Consider the following 18747-nt stretch of genomic DNA (forward strand, 5'->3'; position numbering starts at 1 on the left):
GAGCTGTCAGAGGCTGCGCGCGACGATGTCGCCGACGGTGCTGGTCGCGTGGATGGCGAGCTCGGCGCCCGCGCCCTCGCTGTTCTTCAGGGCGTTGTCGATCCGGCCGGTGGTGGTGCCGGCGTCCAGGGTGGCCGAGACGCCGGCCGCGGCGCCGATCTCCACCTCGCCGACGTCGGTGCGCAGGACGAGGTTGCCGCGGACGGCCTCGGCGATCCGGATGTCGCCCTTGCTGGTGCGGATCTCCGCGTTGCCGTTGAGGCGGCCGATGGAGACGTCGCTCGCCGAGCTGGTGATCCGGGCGCTCGCGACGTCCTCGAGGTCGATCGGGCCCTGCGCGCTGTCGATGACGACGTCGCCCAGGCGCCCGGTCGCGCGGAGCTCGGCGCTGGCCGCCTTCACCTCGGCCTGGGAACCGGCCGGCAGCCGGACCGTCACCGCGACGGCGCCCGACGGCCCGAAGTACTGGTTCTTGGTGACGACCTCGACGCGCAGGACGCCCTCGGCGTACTCGACCCTGGTGGCCTCGGCGGCCTTCACGTCACGGCTCTTGGAGGCGTTGGCGGGCAGCACCTCGACCGCGGTCTCGGCCGCGTCGCCGGCGACGAACGTGATGCTTCCGGCCGGGATGTCCAGCACTGCGGAGATCGGCTCGGGGGTGGTGAACGTAGACATTGTGGTGCCTTCCTGAGGTGTTTCGACTGGTTGACTGGAACAACAATCTCCGGCGGCCCTGACACCGGGCAGCCATCGTGCTGACATGGCCGGGAGCGGGGTTGTCAGCAGCCGAGCCGGTCGGCGACGACCTCCAGTACTCGCCGCAGGTCGCGCGCCATGCGGGCCCGCAGACCGAGCTCGGCGATCCCCGCTGCGAACCCGGGATGGTCGGGAAGAACGCGACGCACGCGATGGGTCACCAGAGTCCCTTCGGGACAGGCAGTGGCCGTGTGTACTCCGGCGTACCAGCTCTGCACCGCGAGTTTGCAGCCGTCGACCTGGATGTCGACCGGCTCCAGCGGTCCGGCGAGCTCTGCGCGGTAGCGGCCCGCCGCACCCACGACAGTCATCGCGCCCTGCCGGGCCGCGGAGGCCCTCGCCAGAACCAGGAGGTTGTCGTGGCCGACCCGGCCCTCGGTGACCGCGAACAGGAGTCCGGCGACCGCTGCGACCGGCGCGGCGACTGTCGCCTGCACTTCCCATCGGGCGGGTAGCGCGTCCAGTTCGGCGAGCAGGGGCATCGTTGGCATGACCGGAAGCCTGGTCGCCACGGCTGTCCCGGCACAACGGAGTGCGAGCGTGCTGGGACACGGGATGTCCCTCGGATCACGCGCTGACCTGCGCGATCAGTCTGGCGGGACGTGCGCGGTACACGTGTCCCGGGACGGGACGGGACAGTCAGGACGCCCGGGACAGACCGTCCCGCGCCTCCGCGGCCATGTGGTCGAGTCCGTGCCCGGAGGCGATCTCCAGCGCCTCCCGGAAATGCCGCGCCGCGGTCTCCCGTCGGCCGGTGGCCAGGCATGCCTCCGCGTACGGCAGGTACGCGCGCATCAACCGCCCCGGCTCCCCCGCGCGTTCGAGGATCTGGACCGCCTCGAGCTGCCGGGCGGCTGCCTCGTCGGCACGGCCGAGGTGGAGCAGCGCGACAGCCACGTCGGTCAGGCTGTTCGCCTCGAAGATCGCGTGGCGGGTGGCCTGGCTGACGGCGACGGACTGCTCGGCGAAGTCCAGCGCGCCTTCCAGGTCACCAAGGCCCAGTGCTGCCCGACCGAGCACGTCGAGGCACATCCGCGCCGTCTGACGGTCAGCCACCCGAACGGCCTCCAGGACCTCTGCGGCGACGTCGCGAGCGGCAGCGTAGTTCCCGAGCCGCATCAGCGCCTGGCTGAGGGTACTGCGCAGCCGTGCGCGCACGGCGGGCTCTCCCGGAGGCAGTACGGCGATCGCCTGCTCCAGGAGCTCGACGGCCGCCGCAGGGTCGCCGAGGTACTCCTGGACCTCCCCCAGTTGGAAGAGCGCCATGGCCTCGCCGACCCGCTCGCCCTCGGCTGCCATCAGCGCCCGTGCGGCCTCGAGCTCGGGCGTGGCCTCCGCCAGCCGGCCCATGCGCAGGTACAGGGCGCCGGTCAGGTACCGGTGGACGCCGAGCACGTGCCGGTCGCCGAGCCTTTCAGCGGCCGGCAGGCTGGCCTCCAACGCTTCCCGCAGCTGTGCGGACCCACCGCGTCTCGCGTGAGCCATCGTCGCCAGCTGCCCCAGCCCCACCGCCAGTGCGTCGAGGCGCAGCTGGACGGCCAGCGCGAAGGTGGCCGTGAGGTTGACCCATTCGGTGTCCATCCAGCTGACCGCCGTGTCGTGGTCGGACAGGTCCGGCAGTGCGGACGGTGGCTGCGACACGGTGACCGGAATCGGGATCAGGATCTGGATCTGCTGCTTCACGGCCAGCATGCCGCTCAGGTAGAAGTCGCCCAGCCGCGTGATCGCGGGAACCGGATCCGCGGTCGGATCGTCCGCGCGGGCCACCTGCCGCAGCAGGTCGTGCATCCGGTAGCGGCCCGCCGCGGGCTCCTGGACCAGGTGCACATCCACCAGGTCCTCCAGCAACGAGCGCGCGTTCGCCAGCGGGATCCCGGCGAGCGCGGCCGCGCCGTACGCGTCGATGTCCTCGCCCGGGAGCAGCCCGAGCAGCTGGAACATCCGGCGCTGGGCGGGGTCGAGCTGCCGCAGCGACATTTCGAATACGTCCGAGACGGCCAGATCGCCGTCCCGCAGCCGCTCGACCAGGGTGTCGAGTGTCCACGCCGGCCGGTGCCGGAGCCGCGCGGCCGCGACCCGGATCGCGAGCGGCAGGTTCCCGCACCGCCGCAGCACCTCCTCGACGTCGCCCGGCCGGGTTCCGCCCGCGGACTCGACGAACAGCCGTGCCGCGTCCTCGCCCGGCAGGACGTCCAGCGAGATCGGCAGTACGCCGTCCAGCTCGACCATCCGGCGGCGGCTGGTGATCATGACGAAGGTCCGGCCCGCGCCGGGCAGCAGGTCGCGCACATGCTCCGCTCCGGCAGCGTTGTCCAGCAAGACGATCGCGCGGCGCGTCGCCAGCTCCGACCGCCACAGCGCGGCCCGCTCGGCGAGCCCGTCCGGGACCCGTCCGGCTGCCAGCCCGAGAGCCGTCAGCAGCACCCGCAGGGCCTCCGTCGGCTCGATCCGCTCGCGGCCCGGCGTAAAACCGTGCAGGTCGAGGTACAGCTGCCCGTCCGGGAAGTCCGCGGTCAGCAGGTGTGCTGCATGGACCGCCAGCGCGGACTTGCCCACGCCGCCCATACCGTCGATCGCCACAACGGACGTGGACCGGGCCGCGTCCATGAGGGTGCTCAGCTCGGCGCTGCGACCAGTGAATGCTGTGACGTCGTGCGGCAGGTCGTTGCGTACCGGCTGAGCAGCCACCGCACCTGTCTGCGGCGCGTCCTTGGCGCGCTCCCACACCTCGCGCAGTGGCCTGGGGTCGCGACCGGCCGCCTTGCAGAGCGCCACGACGGTCGGCCAGGGCGGAACGGCCTGCCCCGCGAAGTACCGGGACAGTGAGGAGCTACTGGCGTTGATGTCACGGGCGAGTTCGCGCAGGCTCCTGCCGGTCAGGTCGCGCAGCTGTGACAGCTGCCCCGCCAACTCGTCACGCACCCTGCCGATTCTAAGTGCCCGTCAACGACGCTTAGAGAAGGCGGTCGAGAGCCTCGCGCCCGATCGGGCCCCAGTGAGTCTTGCCGCCGGGGATGCCCTGCTCGCCGTTGATGCCCATCGCGATCAGGAACAGCGCGCGCGTCACAGCCCAGCCGCGCGCCCGCCGTACGGTCGCCTCGTCGGCACCGTAGGCGGCGAGGAAACGGTCGGGCTCCGGCAGCAGGATCCAGGCGGCCGCGAGGTCGTTCGCGGGGTCTCCGGCACCGAGCTCCTCGAAGTCCACGACACCAGCGAGCGTGCCGTCGGCAACGACCACGTTCGCCGGGTGCAGGTCACCGTGCAGCCAGACCGGCGCCCGGTCCCACTGCGGCGCCGCGAGCGCGTCCTCCCAGACCGCACGGATCTCCTCGGCGCGGCCTACGGACGTCCGGACCTCGTCGAAGCCAGGGCTCGGCGGGAGCGTCGACCGCTCGCTCATCGGCGCGTCTGCCGGCGGTTCGGTGTGCAGCGCGTGCAGGAAGCCCGCCAGTACGTCGGCCGCCGCCGGATCGGTGACCGGTGCGTGGTCCGCGGGCTCCCCGTGCACCCAGGTGGTGACCAGCCAGGTCCGCGGGAAGCGCTCCGACGGCTCGCCGAGGTGGCGCGGGACCGGGATCGGCAGGGGCAGTTGAGCCGCGAGGCCGGGGAGCAGCTGGTGTTCTCTGCGGAGGACCTCGGGGGCGCCGGCGTGGCGGGGCAGCCTGACGGCCAGGTCGTCACCCAGGCGCCACATCTGGTTTCCCCAGCCGCCGATGACCTCCTTGAGCGGCAGATCCGCCAGGTCGGGGTACTGCTCACTCAACAGGGTCCGCACCAGCTCTTCGTCCATGGCCCGTCAGACGCGTCACATCGGCGGCTGGTTGGGAATAGGTCCACAGAGCGGTCAGTTGCGGACAGTTATGCGCATTGATGTGTGGTCCGACGTCGTCTGCCCGTGGTGCTACATCGGTAAGCGGCGCCTCGAAGAGGCGCTGATGGCCAGTGGTGACGAAGCGACGATCGTCTGGCACAGCTTCCAGTTGGATCCCTCGTCGACGAACGACGACCCGCGGGACCTGGCGACCCGGCTGGGTGAGAAGTACGGCCGCGGCCGCGAGTGGGGACTGCAGGCGAACGCCCATGTCACCGAGGTCGCGGCAGAGGTCGGACTGGAGTACCACCTCGACCAGGCGAAGCCGGTCAACACCGTCGACGCGCACCGCCTCCTCCACCTCGCCCACGAGCTCGGCGAGACCGGTGAGGTGCCTGCTGACACGCAGGGCCGCCTCAAGGAGCGCCTGCTCAAGGCGTACTTCACCGACGGCCTCCCGGTCGGTGACCACGCCACCCTGACCGAGCTGGCCACCGAGGTCGGCCTGCCCGCCGACCAGGTGCGTGAGGTCCTGGCCGGTACGGCGTACACCGAGGAGGTCGCCGCCGACCAGGCGCAGGCCGTGGCGTACGGCGCCAACGGGGTGCCGTTCTTCGTCATCGACGAGAAGTACGGCGTGAGCGGCGCCCAGCCCGTCGAGGTCTTCGCCGAGGCCCTGCGCCGCGCGAACGCCGACCGTCAGCCGGTCACGCTGATCACCGCCCCGGGCGCCACCGACGACCCGACCTGCGGTCCGGACGGCTGCGCGCTCTGACAGTTGGGTACCGGGAGTTACACAACTCCCCGTGATGTCTGGTGTATGAAGGAGGCATGACTGTCGTGCGCGCACTGGCCAGGCCGTTGCTGTCCATGATTTTCGTCGTCCAGGGTGCGAACTCGATCCGCAACCCGGAGCCGCTCGTGCCCAAGGCCCAGCCGGTGACGGACCGGCTCGTGCCGATGGTGAAGAAGGTCGCGCCGCCGCAGGTCAGCGACCGGATCCCCGAGACCACGGTCAACCTGGTCCGGCTGAACGGGGCCGTCCAGGTGGTCGGCGGCCTCGCGCTCGCGAGCGGCAAGGGCCGGCGGCTGGGCGCGGCCGCGCTCGCGGCCACGCTGGTCCCGGTGACGGTCGCAGGGCACCCGTTCTGGCAGTTCAAGGACAAGGAGTCCCGGCAGGCGCAGCGGGTCCAGTTCATGAAGAACCTGGGGCTGCTGGGCGGTCTGCTGCTCGCCGCCGTCGACACCGAGGGCAAGCCGGGCGTGGCCTGGCGGGCCAGCCACGGTGCGAAGGCGGCCAAGCGCGAGACCAAACGCGGGGCGAAGGCTGCCAAGCGGGAAGCCAAGCAGCTGGCCCGCGAGACCAAGCAGGCCGCCCGTCTCGCGAAGGCGGAGCTCCACCTCGGCTGATCGCGATGCCCTAGGCTCAGGGCAGGACCTACGTACTGAGCTGAAGGAGTGGCATGAGCGAGCAGGGCTGGCCGGCACCGCGGGCTGAAGGAGCGGTGACCGGTACCGTCACGGTGCCCGGATCGAAGTCGATCAGCAACCGTGCGCTCGTTCTCGCCGCCATCTCCGACGGCCCGTCGCACCTGACCGGCCTGCTCGCGGCCCGCGACACCGAGCTGATGCGGTCCGCTCTGGTCTCCCTCGGCATTGGCATCACCGAGAGCGGTGCGACGGTGACCGTCACCCCGGGCTCGCTCAAGGGCCCGGCGAGCGTGGACTGCGGTCTGGCCGGCACGGTGATGCGGTTCGTCCCGCCGGTGGCCGCGCTGGCCGACGGCCTGGTCTCCTTCGACGGCGACGCATACGCGCGGGAGCGTCCGATGGGCGTGATCCTGGGCGCACTGCGCGACTTGGGCGTACAGATCGACGACGGCGGCACCGGCCGGATGCCGTACACGGTGTCGGGCATGGGGTCGGTGCGCGGCGGCACGGTGACGCTGGACGCCTCCGGGTCGAGCCAGTTCGTGTCCGCGCTGCTGCTGGCGGGCGCGCGGTACGACGAGGGCGTCGACATCCGCCACGACGGCAAGCCGGTGCCCTCGCAGCCGCACCTGGACATGTCGGTGGCGATGCTGCGCGAGCGCGGCGTCCAGGTCGACGACGCGGAGCCGAACCGGTGGGTGGTTGCCCCCGGCCCCATTCGCGCGCTGGACACGGCGATCGAGCCGGACCTGTCGAACGCGGCGCCGTTCCTGGCCGCGGCCGTCATCACCGGCGGCTCGGTCACGGTGACCGGTTGGCCGGCCGAGACCACCCAGCCCGGCGGACAGCTGCCCGAGATCTTCACGCGGTTCGGCGCGTCCGTCACCCGGACCGACGACGGCCTGACGGTCCGCGGGACCGGCCGGGTCCGGGGCTGTGACCTCGACCTGAGCGAGGTCGGCGAACTGTCGCCGGTGATCGCAGCGGTGGCCGCGTTCGCCGACGGACCGTCGTACCTGCGCGGGATCGCGCACCTGCGCAACCACGAGACCGACCGGCTGGCGGCGCTCGAGACCGAGTTCAACGCGCTCGGCGGCGACGTCACGCAGCTCGACGACGGCCTGGCGATCCGGCCGAAATCCTTGCACGGCGGGCTCTTCCGCACCTACGCCGACCACCGGATGGCGCACGCCGCCGCCGTCCTCGGCCTGCTCGTCGACGACCTGCGGATCGAGAACATCGGCACCACGGCCAAAACCCTGCCCGAGTTCCCCGACCTGTGGTCGGAGCTCGCGCGCTGATGTCGCGGTACGACGAGGAGGCCCGGTACGACCGGCCCAAGCGCCGCACGCGGCCGCGGACCAAGGACCGCCCCTCGTACGACGACGCGGCCGAAGGCTTCGTCATCACCCGCGACCGCGGCCGGTACACCTGCTGGGTCGACAACCGTCAGGTGATGGCGATGAAGGCCCGTCAGCTCGGCCGGCAGGGCGTGATCGTCGGCGACCGGGTGAAGCTCGACGGCGACGCGAGCGGCGACGAGGGCACGCTCGCGCGGATCGTCGAGGTGCTCCCCCGGACGACGCTGCTGCGCCGCTCGGCCGATGACGACGACCCGGTCGAGCGCCCGCTGGTGGCGAACGCCGACCAACTGGTGATCGTCGTCGCGGTCGCCAACCCGGAGCCCCGGACCGGGCTCATCGACCGGTTCCTGGTGGCCGCGTACGAGGCGGGCATGCGGCCGCTGCTCTGCCTGACCAAGACCGACCTCGCCGACCCGGACCCGCTGCTCTCGATCTACCGGCCGCTCGGCGTCGAGTCGGTAGCCACGCACCAGGGCGGCGACCTGACCGAGCTCCGCGAACAGCTCGCCGACCGGACCAGCGTGCTGGTCGGCCATTCCGGCGTCGGCAAGTCCACCCTGGTGAACGGCATCATCCCCGGCGCCGCCCGGGCCGTCGGCATCGTCAACGAGGTCACCGGCCGCGGGCGCCATACGTCGACGAGCACGGTCGTCCTCCGACTGCCGGACGGCGGCTGGCTGATCGACACGCCTGGCATCCGCTCGTTCGGGCTGGCACACGTGGACCCTGACAAGTTGATCCACGCGTTCCCGGACCTGGCGGAGCTGGCCGCGGACTGCCCGCGCGGCTGTACCCACGCCGCCGACGCCCCCGAGTGTGCGCTGGACGAGGCCGTCGCGGACGGCCGCACCGACGCCGACCGGGTCGCCTCGTTCCGACGGCTGCTGGCCAGCCGCGCGACGACCAGTTACTGACGGCGTACCGCGCGCTACTTGGGGAGCTGGCCTTCCCAGACCGCCCTGGCGCCGGCGTCCCCGGTGCGGACGGTCTGCCAGATCACGAGGACGCCGATCACGACGACGGCGGCCTGCATCAGCACCTCGAGCGGGCGACTCGTGGCGGCCTGACCGCGCCCGTCGCGCAGCAGCAGGAAGGCGGCCACGGCAACGACCGCGAAGATCAGGCAGTACCAGAACAGCAGGTTGCCGCGCTTCTCGTGCAGCTCGACGGCCTTCGCCAGCGTCGGTACGGCGGTCACGAACGCCTCGCCGCTCTTCTTCGCCACGAACGCGCACACCACCGTGCCGAGGCCGAGCACCAGCAGCGGCCAGCGCAGCAGCGGCCGCCACCGTCGTACCAGGACGAACGCGATCGCGGTGAGCGCGGCCACCGGCAGCAGCACCACGGTCAGGTGGATCACGAGCACATGCAGTGGCAGATCCCCGAAGCGCTCGAACATTGACGCCTCCCGGCGGTCGTGGACGTGGTCAGACACTAATGGCACGTTCAACGACCGCATTCGGTTCAATCGGCGCCGCAACCGATCCGCAACGTTCCCCGGATGGCCGCAGCGAACACCTGCCGTTCAGGCTAGCCTTCCGGCATGCCTTCGCACACGGATGACCTGCGGCTCGCCCACATCCTGGCCGACGACGCGGACTCGACCACGATGGACCGCTACAAGGCGCTCGACCTGCACGTGGCCACCAAGCCCGACCTCACCCCGGTGAGCGAGTCGGACAAGAAGGTCGAGGACGTGATGCGCAAGACGCTCGCCCGGGCGCGGCCGCGGGACGCGTTCGTGGGCGAGGAGGACGGCACCAGCGGCTGGGGCGTGCGGCGCTGGGTGGTCGACCCGATCGACGGCACCAAGAACTACATCCGCGGCGTGCCGGTCTGGGCCACGCTGATCAGCCTGATGATCGAGGACCAGGTCGTCGTCGGCGTCGTCTCCGCGCCGGCCCTCGGCAAGCGCTGGTGGGCGTCGTACGGCGACGGCGCCTGGACCGGCCGCGCGCTGCACTCGTCGCAGCCGTGCCGGGTCAGCGACGTGAGCCGGATCGAGGACGCGTCGCTGTCCTACGCCTCGCTCAAGGGCTGGGAGAAGCTCGGCAAGAAGAACCAGTGGGCGGACCTGATGGACTCGGTCTGGCGGACCCGGGCGTACGGCGACTTCTGGTCGTACATGCTGGTCGCCGAAGGCGCCGTCGACATCGCCGCCGAGCCGGAGCTCAACCTCTACGACATGGCCGCCCTCGCGATCATCGTCGACGAGGCCGGCGGCAAGTTCACCTCCGTCGACGGCACCCCCGGCCCGAACGGCCCGAACGCCGTCGCCACCAACGGCCGCCTGCACGACGAGGTCCTCAAGCGCCTCGAGTGATCCGCCGCTGCAGGAACTCGGCCTCCACCGCGTTCGTGGTGAAGGCGAGCGCTTCCTCGTACGCCGCTCGCGCCTCGGCCACGTACCCGCACCGCCACAGCAACTCACCGCGTACGGACGCCAGGTACGGGTAGGTCGCCAGGGCCGGGTCGTCCGGCAACTGCTGGAGCGCCGCTTCGGGACCTTCCACGTAGCTGAGCGCGACCACCCGGTTCAACGCCACCACCGGCGAGGGCCATCGGCTGAGCAGCACGTCGTACAGTCCGAGGATCTCGGCCCAGTCCGTGTCCTCCCAGCGTCCGGCCGCGGCATGCACAGCAGCAATCGCGGCCATCAGCCCGAACCGTCCGGGCCGCAGGAGTGCTTGCGGTACGAGTGCCAGGCCCTCGGCGATCAGCACCTGGTCCCACAGCGACCGGTCCTGGTCCTCCATCAACACCAACCGGCCGTCGGCCACCCGTGCGGCCTCGCGGGCCTGGGTGAGCAACAGCAGGGCGAGCAACCCGGCAGCTTCCGGAGTGTCCGGTAACAGCAGCCGCATCATCCGTGCGAGGTCGACGCCTCGGCGCCCCAGATCCGTTCGGGTGAGGCGATCGCCGTCGGCGGCTGTGTGGCCGGCGGCGTACACGAGATGCACGACGTCGAGGACCGCGCCGATGCGCTCCGGGAGGTCGGTCGCGCGGGGGATGCGGTACGGGATACCCGAGCGGGAGATCTTCTGCTTGGCGCGGGTGATCCGGGCCTGCATGGTGGCTTCCTTGACCAGGAACGCCCTGGCGATCTCCGCCGACGACAGGCCGCACACCAGCCGCAGCGTGAGCGCGATCCGGGCCTCCTGGGACAGCGCCGGGTGGCAGCAGGTGAACACGAGGCGCAGCCGGTCGTCCGGGAACGTCTCGTCGGCAACGTCCTCATCAGGGACCAGCAGCGGAAGCTTCCGGCGCGCGACGTCGGCCCGCCGCCGGTGCTCGAGCGCACGCCGCGTCGCGACCGTCGTCAGCCATGCACCCGGGCGCGCCGGCACGCCCTGTTCCCGCCAGTGCACGAGCGCCTTCGCGTACGCGTCCTGCACGCAGTCCTCGGCCAACTCGAGATCCGCCGCGACCCGGGCCGTCGCGGCCAGGACGGAGGCCCACTCACCGACGTGAGCCTCCGCCACGGCCTGTACGACCGGATCAGCCACCGTTGACCAGCGGCCGGACCTCGACACCACCCATCGGCGACGGGACCTGCTTGGCGATCGCGAGCGCCTCGTCCAGGTCGGCGGCCTCGATCACGTAGTACCCGCCCATCACTTCCTTGGTCTCGGCGAAGACGCCGTCGGTGACGACGAACCCGCCGTTGCCGTCGGAACGGATCGACGTCGCGGTGGCGCTCTCGTCGAGCTGTCCGCCCCCGCGCACCGCCGCCGCGTTGGCCGCCACGAACGCCTGGTGGTTCTTGTGGTTCTGCTCCGGGACCGACGGGTCCGCGGCCGCCCACTTCGCCTCGTCGTCGTAGATCATCACCAGGTACTTGCCCACTCCGGGTCACCTCTCTCGTCGTGCTCCGATTCCAGCATTCACCATCCCGATGCGCGGGCCGGCCGGGAATCGACAACCGCCGCGAGGAAGTTTCCCGACCACGTATGGTGGCCGGTATGCCCTTGACGTACCCCATCGCGGAGCAGACGCTCGACAACGGCCTCCGGGTCGTCGTCAGCTCGGACCGCGCCGTCCCCATCGTCGCCGTCAACCTCTGGTACGACGTCGGGTCGCGCCACGAACCACCGGGGCTGACCGGGTTCGCGCACCTCTTCGAGCACCTGATGTTCCAGGGGTCGCGCAACGTCGCCTCCGGTCAGCACTTCAGCCTGCTGGAGACCGCCGGCGCCAGCCTGAACGCGAGCACGTTCTTCGACCGCACCAACTACTTCGAGTCGCTGCCCAGCGGCGGCCTGGACCTCGCGCTCTGGCTCGAGGCGGACCGGATGGGCTACCTGCTCGACGCGGTCAACCAGGAGAACCTCGACAACCAGCGGGACGTGGTCAAGGAGGAGAAGCGGCAGTCGTACGACAACCGCCCGTACGGCGACTCGTACGAGCGGCTCGTCCGGCTCGCGTTCCCCGAGGGCCATCCGTACGCGCATATGACGATCGGGTCGATGGCCGACCTGGACGCGGCCTCGGTGGAGGACGTGCACGCGTTCTTCCGCAAGTACTACGGACCGAACAACGCGGTCCTGACGATCGTCGGCGACGTGTCCGAGGACGACGCGTTCGACGCCGCGAAGCGGTACTTCGGGCACCTGCCCGCGATCCCCGCGCCGCCGCCGGCGCCGGACGGGACGATCGGCCCGATGACCGGCGTGCAGCGTGACGACGTGGTGTCCGATGTCCCGTCCGACCTGGTCACGATGATGTTCCGGCTGCCCGTCGACGGGACGCCGGAGCTGGACGCCGCCGGGCTCGCGCTCGACATCCTCGCCGCGGGGCAGAGCGGCCGGCTGAACCGGCGGCTGGTCCGCGACGAGCAGATCGCGCAGTCGGTCTCCGGCGGTGCGCTGCCGCTGATCGGCGGCGTCTCGTTCGGGACGCTGACCGGGATCGCGTCGGACGGTATCGAGCTGCAGCAGGTCGAGGACGCGCTGCTCGAGGAGATCGAGAAGCTGGCGCTCGACGGTGTCACCGAGGACGAGCTCGCCACCGTGCAGGCGCAGGCCGAGCGGGACTGGCTCGAGCAGCTGGCCTCCTGCGCCGGCCGGGCCGACGAGATCTCGCACCACGCGTTGCTGTTCGGCGACGCGAACCGGATCAACACCCGGATCGACCAGATCCAGGCCGTGACCGTCGACCAGGTGCAGGCCGCCGCGCAGAAGTGGATCCGCGCGACCGGCCGTGTCCAGGTGACCTACCGCCGCCAGGAGTCCGCACCGGAGTCGGGAGAGCAGGCATGAACCAGGTTCTGACCACCCCGCCGGCCGTCGGCGCGCCGCGTCCGTGGAAGTTCCCGGAGGCGGTCACCACCCGGACCGGCGCCGGGACGCCGGTGCACGTCTTCGACCGCCCGGGGCAGTACGTCGCCACCGTCCGGGTCACGATCGCGATGCCGCTGATCGCCGAACCGCGCGAGCTCGAGGGCGTCGCCACGATCATGTCGCGGACCCTCGACGAGGGCACCGAGCTGCATTCGGCCAACGAGTTCGCCGCCGCGCTGGAGCGGCACGGCGCGGCGTACGGCGTGGACGTCAGCTCGGACGCGCTGCACGTCGAGATCTCGGTGCCGGTGTCGCACCTGGCCCCGGCGGTGCGGCTGCTGGCCGAGGCGATCACCCGGCCCGCGTTCAACCAGGCCGACGTCGGGCGGCACGTGACGATCCGGCTCGGCGAGATCAACCAGGAGCGGGCGAACGCCGGGTACCGGGCGCGCGAGGCCTTCGCGGCGCACCTGTTCGACTCGTCGACGCGGCGGTCCCGGCCGACCGCGGGCCGGCCGGACACGATCAAGCCGCTGACGAACGTCGAGGTCGCCGACTTCTACCGCAAGAACATCGGCCCGGAGCGGGCGGAGATCCTGTTCGCCGGCGACGCGACCGGCGTGGACGTGGCCGGCATCGTCGACGAGGCCTTCGGCAGCTGGACGTCGTCGGCCGGTACGGCGCTGGACACGCCCGAGCCGATCTACCTCCCGGGCAACCGGCTCGTGCTCGTCGACCGGCCTGGTTCGGTGCAGAGCCAGCTGCTGATCGGCTGCGCCGGCCCGGACCGGCGGGACCCGGCGTGGGGTGCGGCCGCGGTCGCGAACCACGTGGTCGGCGGGACCATCACGTCCCGCGTGGACACCGTGCTCCGCGAGGAGAAGGGGTACACGTACGGGACGCGGACCAGCTTCGCGGCGCCCCGCAAGGGCGGGACCTTCAGCCTCGGCGGCGCGGTCCGCACCGAGGTGACCGGCGCCGCGATCGGGGACGCGTTGCGGATCCTGCTGCAGGCGCGCGACGGGCTCACCGAGCAGGAGGTGCAGGAGGCGAAGGACAGCCTGATCCGCACCGCCCCGCTGCGGTACGAGCAGGCCGACTCGGTGGCGCAGCAGGTCGGCAGCAACATCGCCAACGGCGTACCGATCGACTTCGCCGACACGTACCTGACGAACATCGCGGCCACCACCGCCGCCGAGGCGACGGAGGCCTACCGGCGCTACGTCGGGACCGACGGGCTGCTCGTGGTCGTCGTCGGCGAGGCCAAGGACGTGCGGCCGCAACTCGAAGGCCTCGATCTCGGTGAACTGATCGAGGTGAGCTGACTCCGCTGCTGATTCGGCTGCTGATTCCGGTGCTGATTCCGGTGCCCCCGGTTCCGCCGGGGGCAGCGCACCGTCAGCTGCTGATGTAGTTGGACAGCTGTTCCTTCTCGAACTCGAGCTCGCCGATCCGTGACTTGACCACGTCACCGATGCTGACCAGGCCCGCAAGGTTGCCGTCGACAACGACCGGGACGTGCCGGATCCGGCGGTCCGTCATCAGCCGCATGAGGTTGTCGATCAGGTCGTCCGGGGTGCAGGTGTGCACCTCCGGCGTCATGATCGCGCTGACCCGGACGTCACCCGCGTCCGGCGTACCGTTCCAGAGCCGGACGATGTCGCGCTCGGACACGATGCCCGCCACGGTCGACCCGTCCGGACTGACCACCACCGCGCCGATGTTGCGGTCGGCCAGCAGTGCGAGCAGCTCGGTGACAGTGGCCTCTGGGGAGATGGTGACGACCTCGTTGCCTTTGCCGCGCAGTACGTCGTTGATCTTCACGGAGCCTCCTGCAGATCGAGGACCAATACCCAAAGGTAGCGAAATCCGGCCCCGAGCGGCAGGCCCTCGCCTGTCACAACCGGTGACAACGAAAGACAACCGCGAACTGGTTGCTGTTGGCATCGACTTCAACCCGCCAGGCCCCTCTCCCGCGCTCAGCGGGGGCCGGCGGGCGTTTAGGTGTTTGAACGCTCAAAAGGACCTTGGTCCCTGGTCAGCACCCCCAGCTGTTACATAGCGTTACCACATGCGGTACTCACGGGGGATGTAGGGGTCCGGGGGGTAGACCGAATCGCGAGGGCGGTAGGGAGGGAGACCGCTCTCGCGATCGGTCCATTGCTACGTCAGGTCTGGTCGTCCCGGAGCAGGTCGATCGCCGCCTGCCGGTCCTTGACGCGGAGTTTGCGCAGGACCGAGGAGATGTGCACCCGGACCGTCGTCGGGGACAGGAACAGTCGCTGGGCGACCTCGTCCGTGGCCAGGCCCTCGGCGAGCAGGGCCATCACCTCCCACTCGCGGGAGCTGAGCAGGCTCGCGGGTTTGGAGCGGCGACCGAGCCGCCGTTTGCCCGGGTCCCGGAACTCGTCCAGGATGCGCGCCACCAGCGAGCGCGGGATCGCCGCCTCGCCGGACAGCACCCCGCGCAGCGCCGCCGGCAGCCGGTCCGGATCGGTGTCCTTCAGCAGGTAGCCGGAGGCGCCGGCGCGCAGCGAGTCGAACAGGTCGTTGTCGTCGCGCGACACGGTCAGCATCACGATCGCGATCGCCGGCAGCAGCCGGGAGATCTCCGCGGCGGCGCGGATCCCGCCGCCGGGCATGTGGATGTCGAGCAGGACGACGTCCGGCTGATGCTCCTGGGTGAGCCGGACCGCCTCCGGACCGCTGCCCGCCTCGGCGCAGACCTCGAACCCGCCCGCCTCCAGCGCGTGCCGGATGTGCGACCGCAGCTGCGGGTGGTCGTCGGCCATCACCACCCGGCGCGGATCCGCGCTCATCGGCTCGTCACCATCTGATCGTCACCCTCGTCCCCGCGCCCGGCCGCGACTCGATCGTGAAGGTCCCCGGCAGCGCCGCCGCGCGTTCCCGCATGCTGACCAGCCCGAACCCCGTGTGCCGGGCCGCCGCGTCGAACCCCGGCCCGTCGTCGGCGACGAGCAGGCGACTCCCCTCGGTGTCACGCGCCAGCTCGACCCTGACACGTTCCACCCTGCCATGACGGACCGCGTTCAGGACGGCTTCCCGGGCGATTCGCACCAGCGCGTGCCGTTGCGCGCGGTCCACGACGATGGACTCGTCCAGCTCGAGATCGAGCGCCACGCCGTACCGCTGGGCGAGTTGTTCGACCGCCCGATGCAGTACGAGACCGAGCGGCTCGTCGTCGGAACGGCCGAGCGCCTCGAGCATCTGCCGCACCTCGTCCTGCGCGCGGTCGCTGGCGGCGAGGATCCGCTCGACCCGCGGGCCCTCGAACGTGGAGATCTCGGAACGGATGTAGCTGAGCTCCTGCAGTACGCCGTCGTGCATCTCGCGGGCGAGCCGTCGCCGGTCCTCGACCACAGCGGCCTCCGCTTGCAATGCCCAGTGCCGGCTGATCTCTCGGCCCGCGGCGACGAGCAGCAGCAGGTACGAGCCGGTCCTTAGCAGGCTGCCCGAGTACAGCAGGTCGGCGCGTTCCGGTGGAAACAACAGGTAGCTCAAACGTGCGAGTGCTCCCAGCGCGCAGGCAGGGCCGAGCCAACGCAGCAGTACGTCGTCCCGGCTGCGCGCCTGCACCGTGAAGGCCACCGCGGCCACCGCGAAGCAGACGAGTGTGAGGATCTGCGGGATCAGGAGCGCGTTGCTGGTGGTGTCCGACGGCAGCGAGTCCCTCCGCCAGTACAGGACGGCGCCGACTACGAGCATCGCGACGACAGCGGGCGCCAACGCCCAGTGCCGCCAGCCACGCCGACGGGCCAGGCGGTCCGGGACGAGAGCCGCCGCTGCGATCAGCAAGGTCCCGACGATCCGCAACGCCGGCGGCAGCCAGTTGCCGAACGCACCGGGTGGGTCGTTCTTGATCAGCGTGACACTGAGCAGTGCGTTCGCCATACCGAGAACGGCGAGTCCCTGGAGCAGCAGGAGATCCTGACGCTTGTACGTACGCCGGAAGCGCCCGTACACCAGGTACGCGAGCAGCAGCGCCACGCACGCGTTGACGGTCTCGAGGACAAGATGCGCGGCCGCGCTCTGCTCGCCGAACTCCCGCTCCCACCGCCCCACACCGACCGCCGCGGCCATCCCGAGCACCAGGATCCCCAGTGCGAAGCTCCCCCGCATCCCCCAGACCCGGCCTCTCACAATCACCGACCGTACGCCGAACCCACACTCTCCGGAAGCACCCGAATCGGTGGCATGGTGTTCCGGAACGGAGGTAGGCCGATGGACGTGCTGGAACCGACCCGGGTCGTCGAGCTGGCGACGCGGGACTGCCTGGGAATCCGGGTGGTGACGCCCTTCCGGGGCATGCTTGCGCAACGCAACGCGTTGCTCGACGAACTGACCAGATGGCTGACCGATCAGGGAATCGACGGCGTGGGGCCGTTCTTCCTGCGGTTGCACGTGATCGACATGAGCGGGCCGATGGATCTCGAGGTCGGGGTGGTGACACCGACGGCTCTGCCCGGTGACGAGCGGGTGCGACCGAGCACGCTGCCCGCCGGGCGGTACGCGACGCTGACGTACCGCAACCACTCGCTCCGGGCCAACCGCGCCCTGCTCGACTGGGCGGCCGGCGAAGGGCTCGTCCTCGATCGCCAGGAGATCGAGGACGGTGACGCCTTCGGCTGCCGGTACGAGGCCTACCGCACCGATCCGCGCACCGAACCCCGCAAGACGAAGTGGGAGGTCGAGCTCAGCATCCGGCTGGCCGACTGATCCAGCGTCAGGCGCCCCTGGCCTGACCGTAGGATCTGCGGATTCGGTGAGTCGCGGAGGGGGCGGCGTGGGGTTTCGGCAGGATCTGGCCGTGCTGCGGCACCAGGACGTGCGGATCTTCGTGTCGGCGCGGTTCATCTCGATCCTCGGATCCGCGATCGCACCGGTGGCGCTGGTGTTCGCGGTCCTGGACGTGTCGGACTCGGCCGGCGCGGTCGGCATCGTCCTGGCCGCGCGGAGCATTCCGAATATCGTGTTCCTGCTGATCGGCCGCGTGATCGCCGACCGGCTCCCCCGGCACCTGGTCCTGGTCGCGGCCAACACGATCAGCGGCCTCACCCAGGGGCTGGCCGCGACCCTCGTCCTCACCGGGCACGCGACGATCTGGCAGCTCGCGGCGATCGAGGCCGTGAACGGGGTCGCGGCGGCGTTCGTGATGCCGGCGATGACCGGCATCCTGCCGTCGATCGTGGACCGCGCGGAACTCCCGCAGGCGAACGCGATCTCGGGTTTCGCGCGCTCCGCGGCGATGATCGGCGGCGGCGCGGTCGCGGGCGTGATCGTCGGCCTGACCGGCCCCGGCGTCGGGCTCGCGGTCGACGGCGTCACGTTCCTGATCGGCGCGCTGTTGCTGCTCCGGCTGCGGATCCCGCGGCTCGAGCGGCAGGCGAGCTCGCTGCTGACCGACCTGCGCGAGGGCTGGCACGAATTCGTGTCCCGGCAGTGGGTCTGGGTGATCGTGCTCGCGTTCGCGTTGCTCAACCTGATCTACACGGCCTGCTACCAGGTCCTCGGCCCGGTGATCGCCGACCGCACCTTCGGCCGGGCCGGCTGGGGTGTCGTGAGCGCCTGCTTCGGCGCCGGACTCGTTGCCAGCGGCATCATCATGCTCCGGTTGAAACCACGCCGCCCGCTGCGCACCGGGATGCTCGGGATGCTGCTCACCGTCCCGGTGATGCTCTGCCTGGCGCTGGTGCCGCAGCTCTGGGCGATGGCGATCGCGGCCTTCGTCCTCGGCGTCGGCTTCGACATCTTCGGGATCAGCTGGGAGACCGCGATCGGCCAGCACGTCCCCATCGACAAGCTGTCACGCGTGTCGTCGTACGACATGCTGGGCTCGTTCATCGCCGGTCCCGTCGGCCAGCTCACCGTCGGGTACGTCGCGGTCGCGATCAGCGCTCGGGCGGTCGAGCTGTACGGTGCCGCGCTGTTCGTGCTGATCACGGTGGTGACGCTGGTCGTCCCGTCGGTGTGGAACCTGCGCCGTCTGGACGTCTGAACTCTGGTGGGTCAGCGTCCGGGATGCTGGGCCGGCGCCGCGGATCTCGGGCGCACACCCGGGATCTCGGACGTCCAGCCGTCAAATGCG

The 18747-nt window shown here is 70.9% G+C and carries 19 protein-coding genes; 9 read left to right on the forward strand and 10 right to left on the reverse strand.

Translation table 11 applies throughout. The features are described 5' to 3' along the window. Positions 1-6: 6 nt before the first annotated feature. The 4 genes from ABZW60_RS12755 to ABZW60_RS12770 all read right to left on the reverse strand — a co-directional run bounded on the left by ABZW60_RS12755 (position 7) and on the right by ABZW60_RS12770 (position 4546). Positions 7-675, reverse strand: coding sequence for a DUF4097 family beta strand repeat-containing protein (locus ABZW60_RS12755; protein ID WP_355476226.1), 669 nt, complete (start codon positions 673-675; stop codon positions 7-9). A gap of 104 nt (positions 676-779) precedes the next feature. After that, positions 780-1247 carry a hypothetical protein gene (locus tag ABZW60_RS12760; RefSeq protein ID WP_355476227.1) on the reverse strand — a complete coding sequence of 156 codons (468 nt, stop codon included), beginning with the start codon at positions 1245-1247 and terminating at the stop codon, positions 780-782. A 148-nt stretch (positions 1248-1395) separates the two neighbouring features. Beyond that, on the reverse strand, positions 1396-3678 hold the full coding sequence (locus tag ABZW60_RS12765) for a tetratricopeptide repeat protein (RefSeq protein WP_355476228.1): 2283 nt from the start codon (positions 3676-3678) through the stop codon (positions 1396-1398). Positions 3679-3709: 31 nt separating this feature from the next. Continuing rightward, complete coding sequence (locus ABZW60_RS12770; RefSeq protein WP_355476230.1) at positions 3710-4546, reverse strand: aminoglycoside phosphotransferase family protein; 837 nt, start codon at positions 4544-4546, stop codon at positions 3710-3712. A gap of 70 nt (positions 4547-4616) precedes the next feature. Here ABZW60_RS12770 and ABZW60_RS12775 point away from each other — a divergent pair, with 70 nt between their 5' ends. The 4 genes from ABZW60_RS12775 to rsgA are packed head-to-tail and all read left to right on the forward strand — an operon-like array spanning position 4617 to position 8276. Further along, positions 4617-5342: a DsbA family oxidoreductase gene (locus ABZW60_RS12775; RefSeq protein WP_355476232.1), complete on the forward strand. Its 726-nt coding sequence runs from the start codon at positions 4617-4619 to the stop codon at positions 5340-5342. Between the two features lie 56 nt (positions 5343-5398). Continuing rightward, positions 5399-5977: a DoxX family membrane protein gene (locus tag ABZW60_RS12780; RefSeq protein WP_355476234.1), complete on the forward strand. Its 579-nt coding sequence runs from the start codon at positions 5399-5401 to the stop codon at positions 5975-5977. Positions 5978-6030: 53 nt separating this feature from the next. Continuing rightward, positions 6031-7299, forward strand: coding sequence for a 3-phosphoshikimate 1-carboxyvinyltransferase (aroA, locus tag ABZW60_RS12785; RefSeq protein WP_355476235.1), 1269 nt, complete (start codon positions 6031-6033; stop codon positions 7297-7299). Continuing rightward, a complete protein-coding gene (gene rsgA, locus ABZW60_RS12790) occupies positions 7299-8276 on the forward strand; it encodes a ribosome small subunit-dependent GTPase A (RefSeq protein ID WP_355476237.1) in 978 nt (325 codons plus the stop codon). The genes aroA and rsgA overlap by 1 nt, the downstream gene beginning before the upstream one ends. Before the next feature lie 14 nt (positions 8277-8290). Here rsgA and ABZW60_RS12795 read toward each other — a convergent pair whose 3' ends face one another. After that, the gene (locus tag ABZW60_RS12795) at positions 8291-8761 is read right to left on the reverse strand and encodes a DUF2231 domain-containing protein (protein WP_355476238.1); all 471 of its coding nucleotides are present in this window, start codon (positions 8759-8761) and stop codon (positions 8291-8293) included. A 144-nt stretch (positions 8762-8905) separates the two neighbouring features. On the opposite strand from ABZW60_RS12795, the gene hisN reads away from it, so the two are divergent. Beyond that, positions 8906-9685 (forward strand): histidinol-phosphatase, encoded by a 780-nt coding sequence (gene hisN / locus ABZW60_RS12800; protein WP_355476240.1) that lies wholly within the window; start codon positions 8906-8908, stop codon positions 9683-9685. On the opposite strand, the gene ABZW60_RS12805 is transcribed toward hisN, so the two are convergent. Continuing rightward, positions 9669-10868 (reverse strand): DUF6596 domain-containing protein, encoded by a 1200-nt coding sequence (locus ABZW60_RS12805; protein WP_355476242.1) that lies wholly within the window; start codon positions 10866-10868, stop codon positions 9669-9671. The genes hisN and ABZW60_RS12805 overlap by 17 nt on opposite strands. Further along, on the reverse strand, positions 10861-11208 hold the full coding sequence (locus ABZW60_RS12810) for a YciI family protein (protein ID WP_355476244.1): 348 nt from the start codon (positions 11206-11208) through the stop codon (positions 10861-10863). The genes ABZW60_RS12805 and ABZW60_RS12810 overlap by 8 nt, the downstream gene beginning before the upstream one ends. 116 nt (positions 11209-11324) lie before the next feature. Here ABZW60_RS12810 and ABZW60_RS12815 point away from each other — a divergent pair, with 116 nt between their 5' ends. Both ABZW60_RS12815 and ABZW60_RS12820 read left to right on the forward strand, forming a co-directional pair. Continuing rightward, the gene (locus tag ABZW60_RS12815; RefSeq protein ID WP_355476246.1) at positions 11325-12620 is read left to right on the forward strand and encodes a pitrilysin family protein; all 1296 of its coding nucleotides are present in this window, start codon (positions 11325-11327) and stop codon (positions 12618-12620) included. Next, positions 12617-13966, forward strand: a complete 1350-nt coding sequence (locus ABZW60_RS12820) for a pitrilysin family protein (protein WP_355476248.1) — start codon at positions 12617-12619, stop codon at positions 13964-13966. The genes ABZW60_RS12815 and ABZW60_RS12820 overlap by 4 nt, the downstream gene beginning before the upstream one ends. 73 nt (positions 13967-14039) lie before the next feature. Here the strand turns inward: ABZW60_RS12820 and ABZW60_RS12825 are convergent, their stop codons facing one another. The 3 genes from ABZW60_RS12825 to ABZW60_RS12835 all read right to left on the reverse strand — a co-directional run bounded on the left by ABZW60_RS12825 (position 14040) and on the right by ABZW60_RS12835 (position 16802). Beyond that, positions 14040-14465 carry a CBS domain-containing protein gene (locus tag ABZW60_RS12825; protein ID WP_355476250.1) on the reverse strand — a complete coding sequence of 142 codons (426 nt, stop codon included), beginning with the start codon at positions 14463-14465 and terminating at the stop codon, positions 14040-14042. 344 nt (positions 14466-14809) lie between these two features. Then, the gene (locus ABZW60_RS12830; RefSeq protein WP_355476252.1) at positions 14810-15460 is read right to left on the reverse strand and encodes a response regulator transcription factor; all 651 of its coding nucleotides are present in this window, start codon (positions 15458-15460) and stop codon (positions 14810-14812) included. A gap of 7 nt (positions 15461-15467) precedes the next feature. Next, entirely contained in the window at positions 15468-16802 is a 1335-nt protein-coding gene (locus ABZW60_RS12835) for a sensor histidine kinase (RefSeq protein ID WP_355476254.1), read from the reverse strand. An 81-nt stretch (positions 16803-16883) separates the two neighbouring features. Between ABZW60_RS12835 and ABZW60_RS12840 the strand changes: the two genes are divergently transcribed. Both ABZW60_RS12840 and ABZW60_RS12845 read left to right on the forward strand, forming a co-directional pair. After that, positions 16884-17378 carry a GyrI-like domain-containing protein gene (locus ABZW60_RS12840; protein WP_355476256.1) on the forward strand — a complete coding sequence of 165 codons (495 nt, stop codon included), beginning with the start codon at positions 16884-16886 and terminating at the stop codon, positions 17376-17378. A gap of 67 nt (positions 17379-17445) precedes the next feature. Next, positions 17446-18657, forward strand: coding sequence for an MFS transporter (locus ABZW60_RS12845; RefSeq protein ID WP_355476257.1), 1212 nt, complete (start codon positions 17446-17448; stop codon positions 18655-18657). Positions 18658-18747 lie beyond the last annotated feature (90 nt).

Origin of the sequence: Kribbella sp. NPDC003557, assembly GCF_040610805.1 — a bacterium.
Taxonomy (GTDB): domain Bacteria; phylum Actinomycetota; class Actinomycetes; order Propionibacteriales; family Kribbellaceae; genus Kribbella.

Bases quoted from the DNA above. Each gene is read 5' to 3' on its own strand.
- ABZW60_RS12755 (WP_355476226.1), bottom strand. From the start codon at position 675: ATGTCTACGTTCACCACCCCCGAGCCGATCTCCGCAGTGCTGGACATC.
- ABZW60_RS12760 (WP_355476227.1), bottom strand. From the start codon at position 1,247: ATGCCAACGATGCCCCTGCTCGCCGAACTGGACGCGCTACCCGCCCGA.
- ABZW60_RS12770 (WP_355476230.1), bottom strand. From the start codon at position 4,546: ATGGACGAAGAGCTGGTGCGGACCCTGTTGAGTGAGCAGTACCCCGAC.
- ABZW60_RS12775 (WP_355476232.1), top strand. From the start codon at position 4,617: ATGCGCATTGATGTGTGGTCCGACGTCGTCTGCCCGTGGTGCTACATC.
- ABZW60_RS12780 (WP_355476234.1), top strand. From the start codon at position 5,399: ATGACTGTCGTGCGCGCACTGGCCAGGCCGTTGCTGTCCATGATTTTC.
- aroA (WP_355476235.1), top strand. From the start codon at position 6,031: ATGAGCGAGCAGGGCTGGCCGGCACCGCGGGCTGAAGGAGCGGTGACC.
- rsgA (WP_355476237.1), top strand. From the start codon at position 7,299: ATGTCGCGGTACGACGAGGAGGCCCGGTACGACCGGCCCAAGCGCCGC.
- ABZW60_RS12795 (WP_355476238.1), bottom strand. From the start codon at position 8,761: ATGTTCGAGCGCTTCGGGGATCTGCCACTGCATGTGCTCGTGATCCAC.
- hisN (WP_355476240.1), top strand. From the start codon at position 8,906: ATGCCTTCGCACACGGATGACCTGCGGCTCGCCCACATCCTGGCCGAC.
- ABZW60_RS12815 (WP_355476246.1), top strand. From the start codon at position 11,325: ATGCCCTTGACGTACCCCATCGCGGAGCAGACGCTCGACAACGGCCTC.
- ABZW60_RS12820 (WP_355476248.1), top strand. From the start codon at position 12,617: ATGAACCAGGTTCTGACCACCCCGCCGGCCGTCGGCGCGCCGCGTCCG.
- ABZW60_RS12830 (WP_355476252.1), bottom strand. From the start codon at position 15,460: ATGAGCGCGGATCCGCGCCGGGTGGTGATGGCCGACGACCACCCGCAG.
- ABZW60_RS12840 (WP_355476256.1), top strand. From the start codon at position 16,884: ATGGACGTGCTGGAACCGACCCGGGTCGTCGAGCTGGCGACGCGGGAC.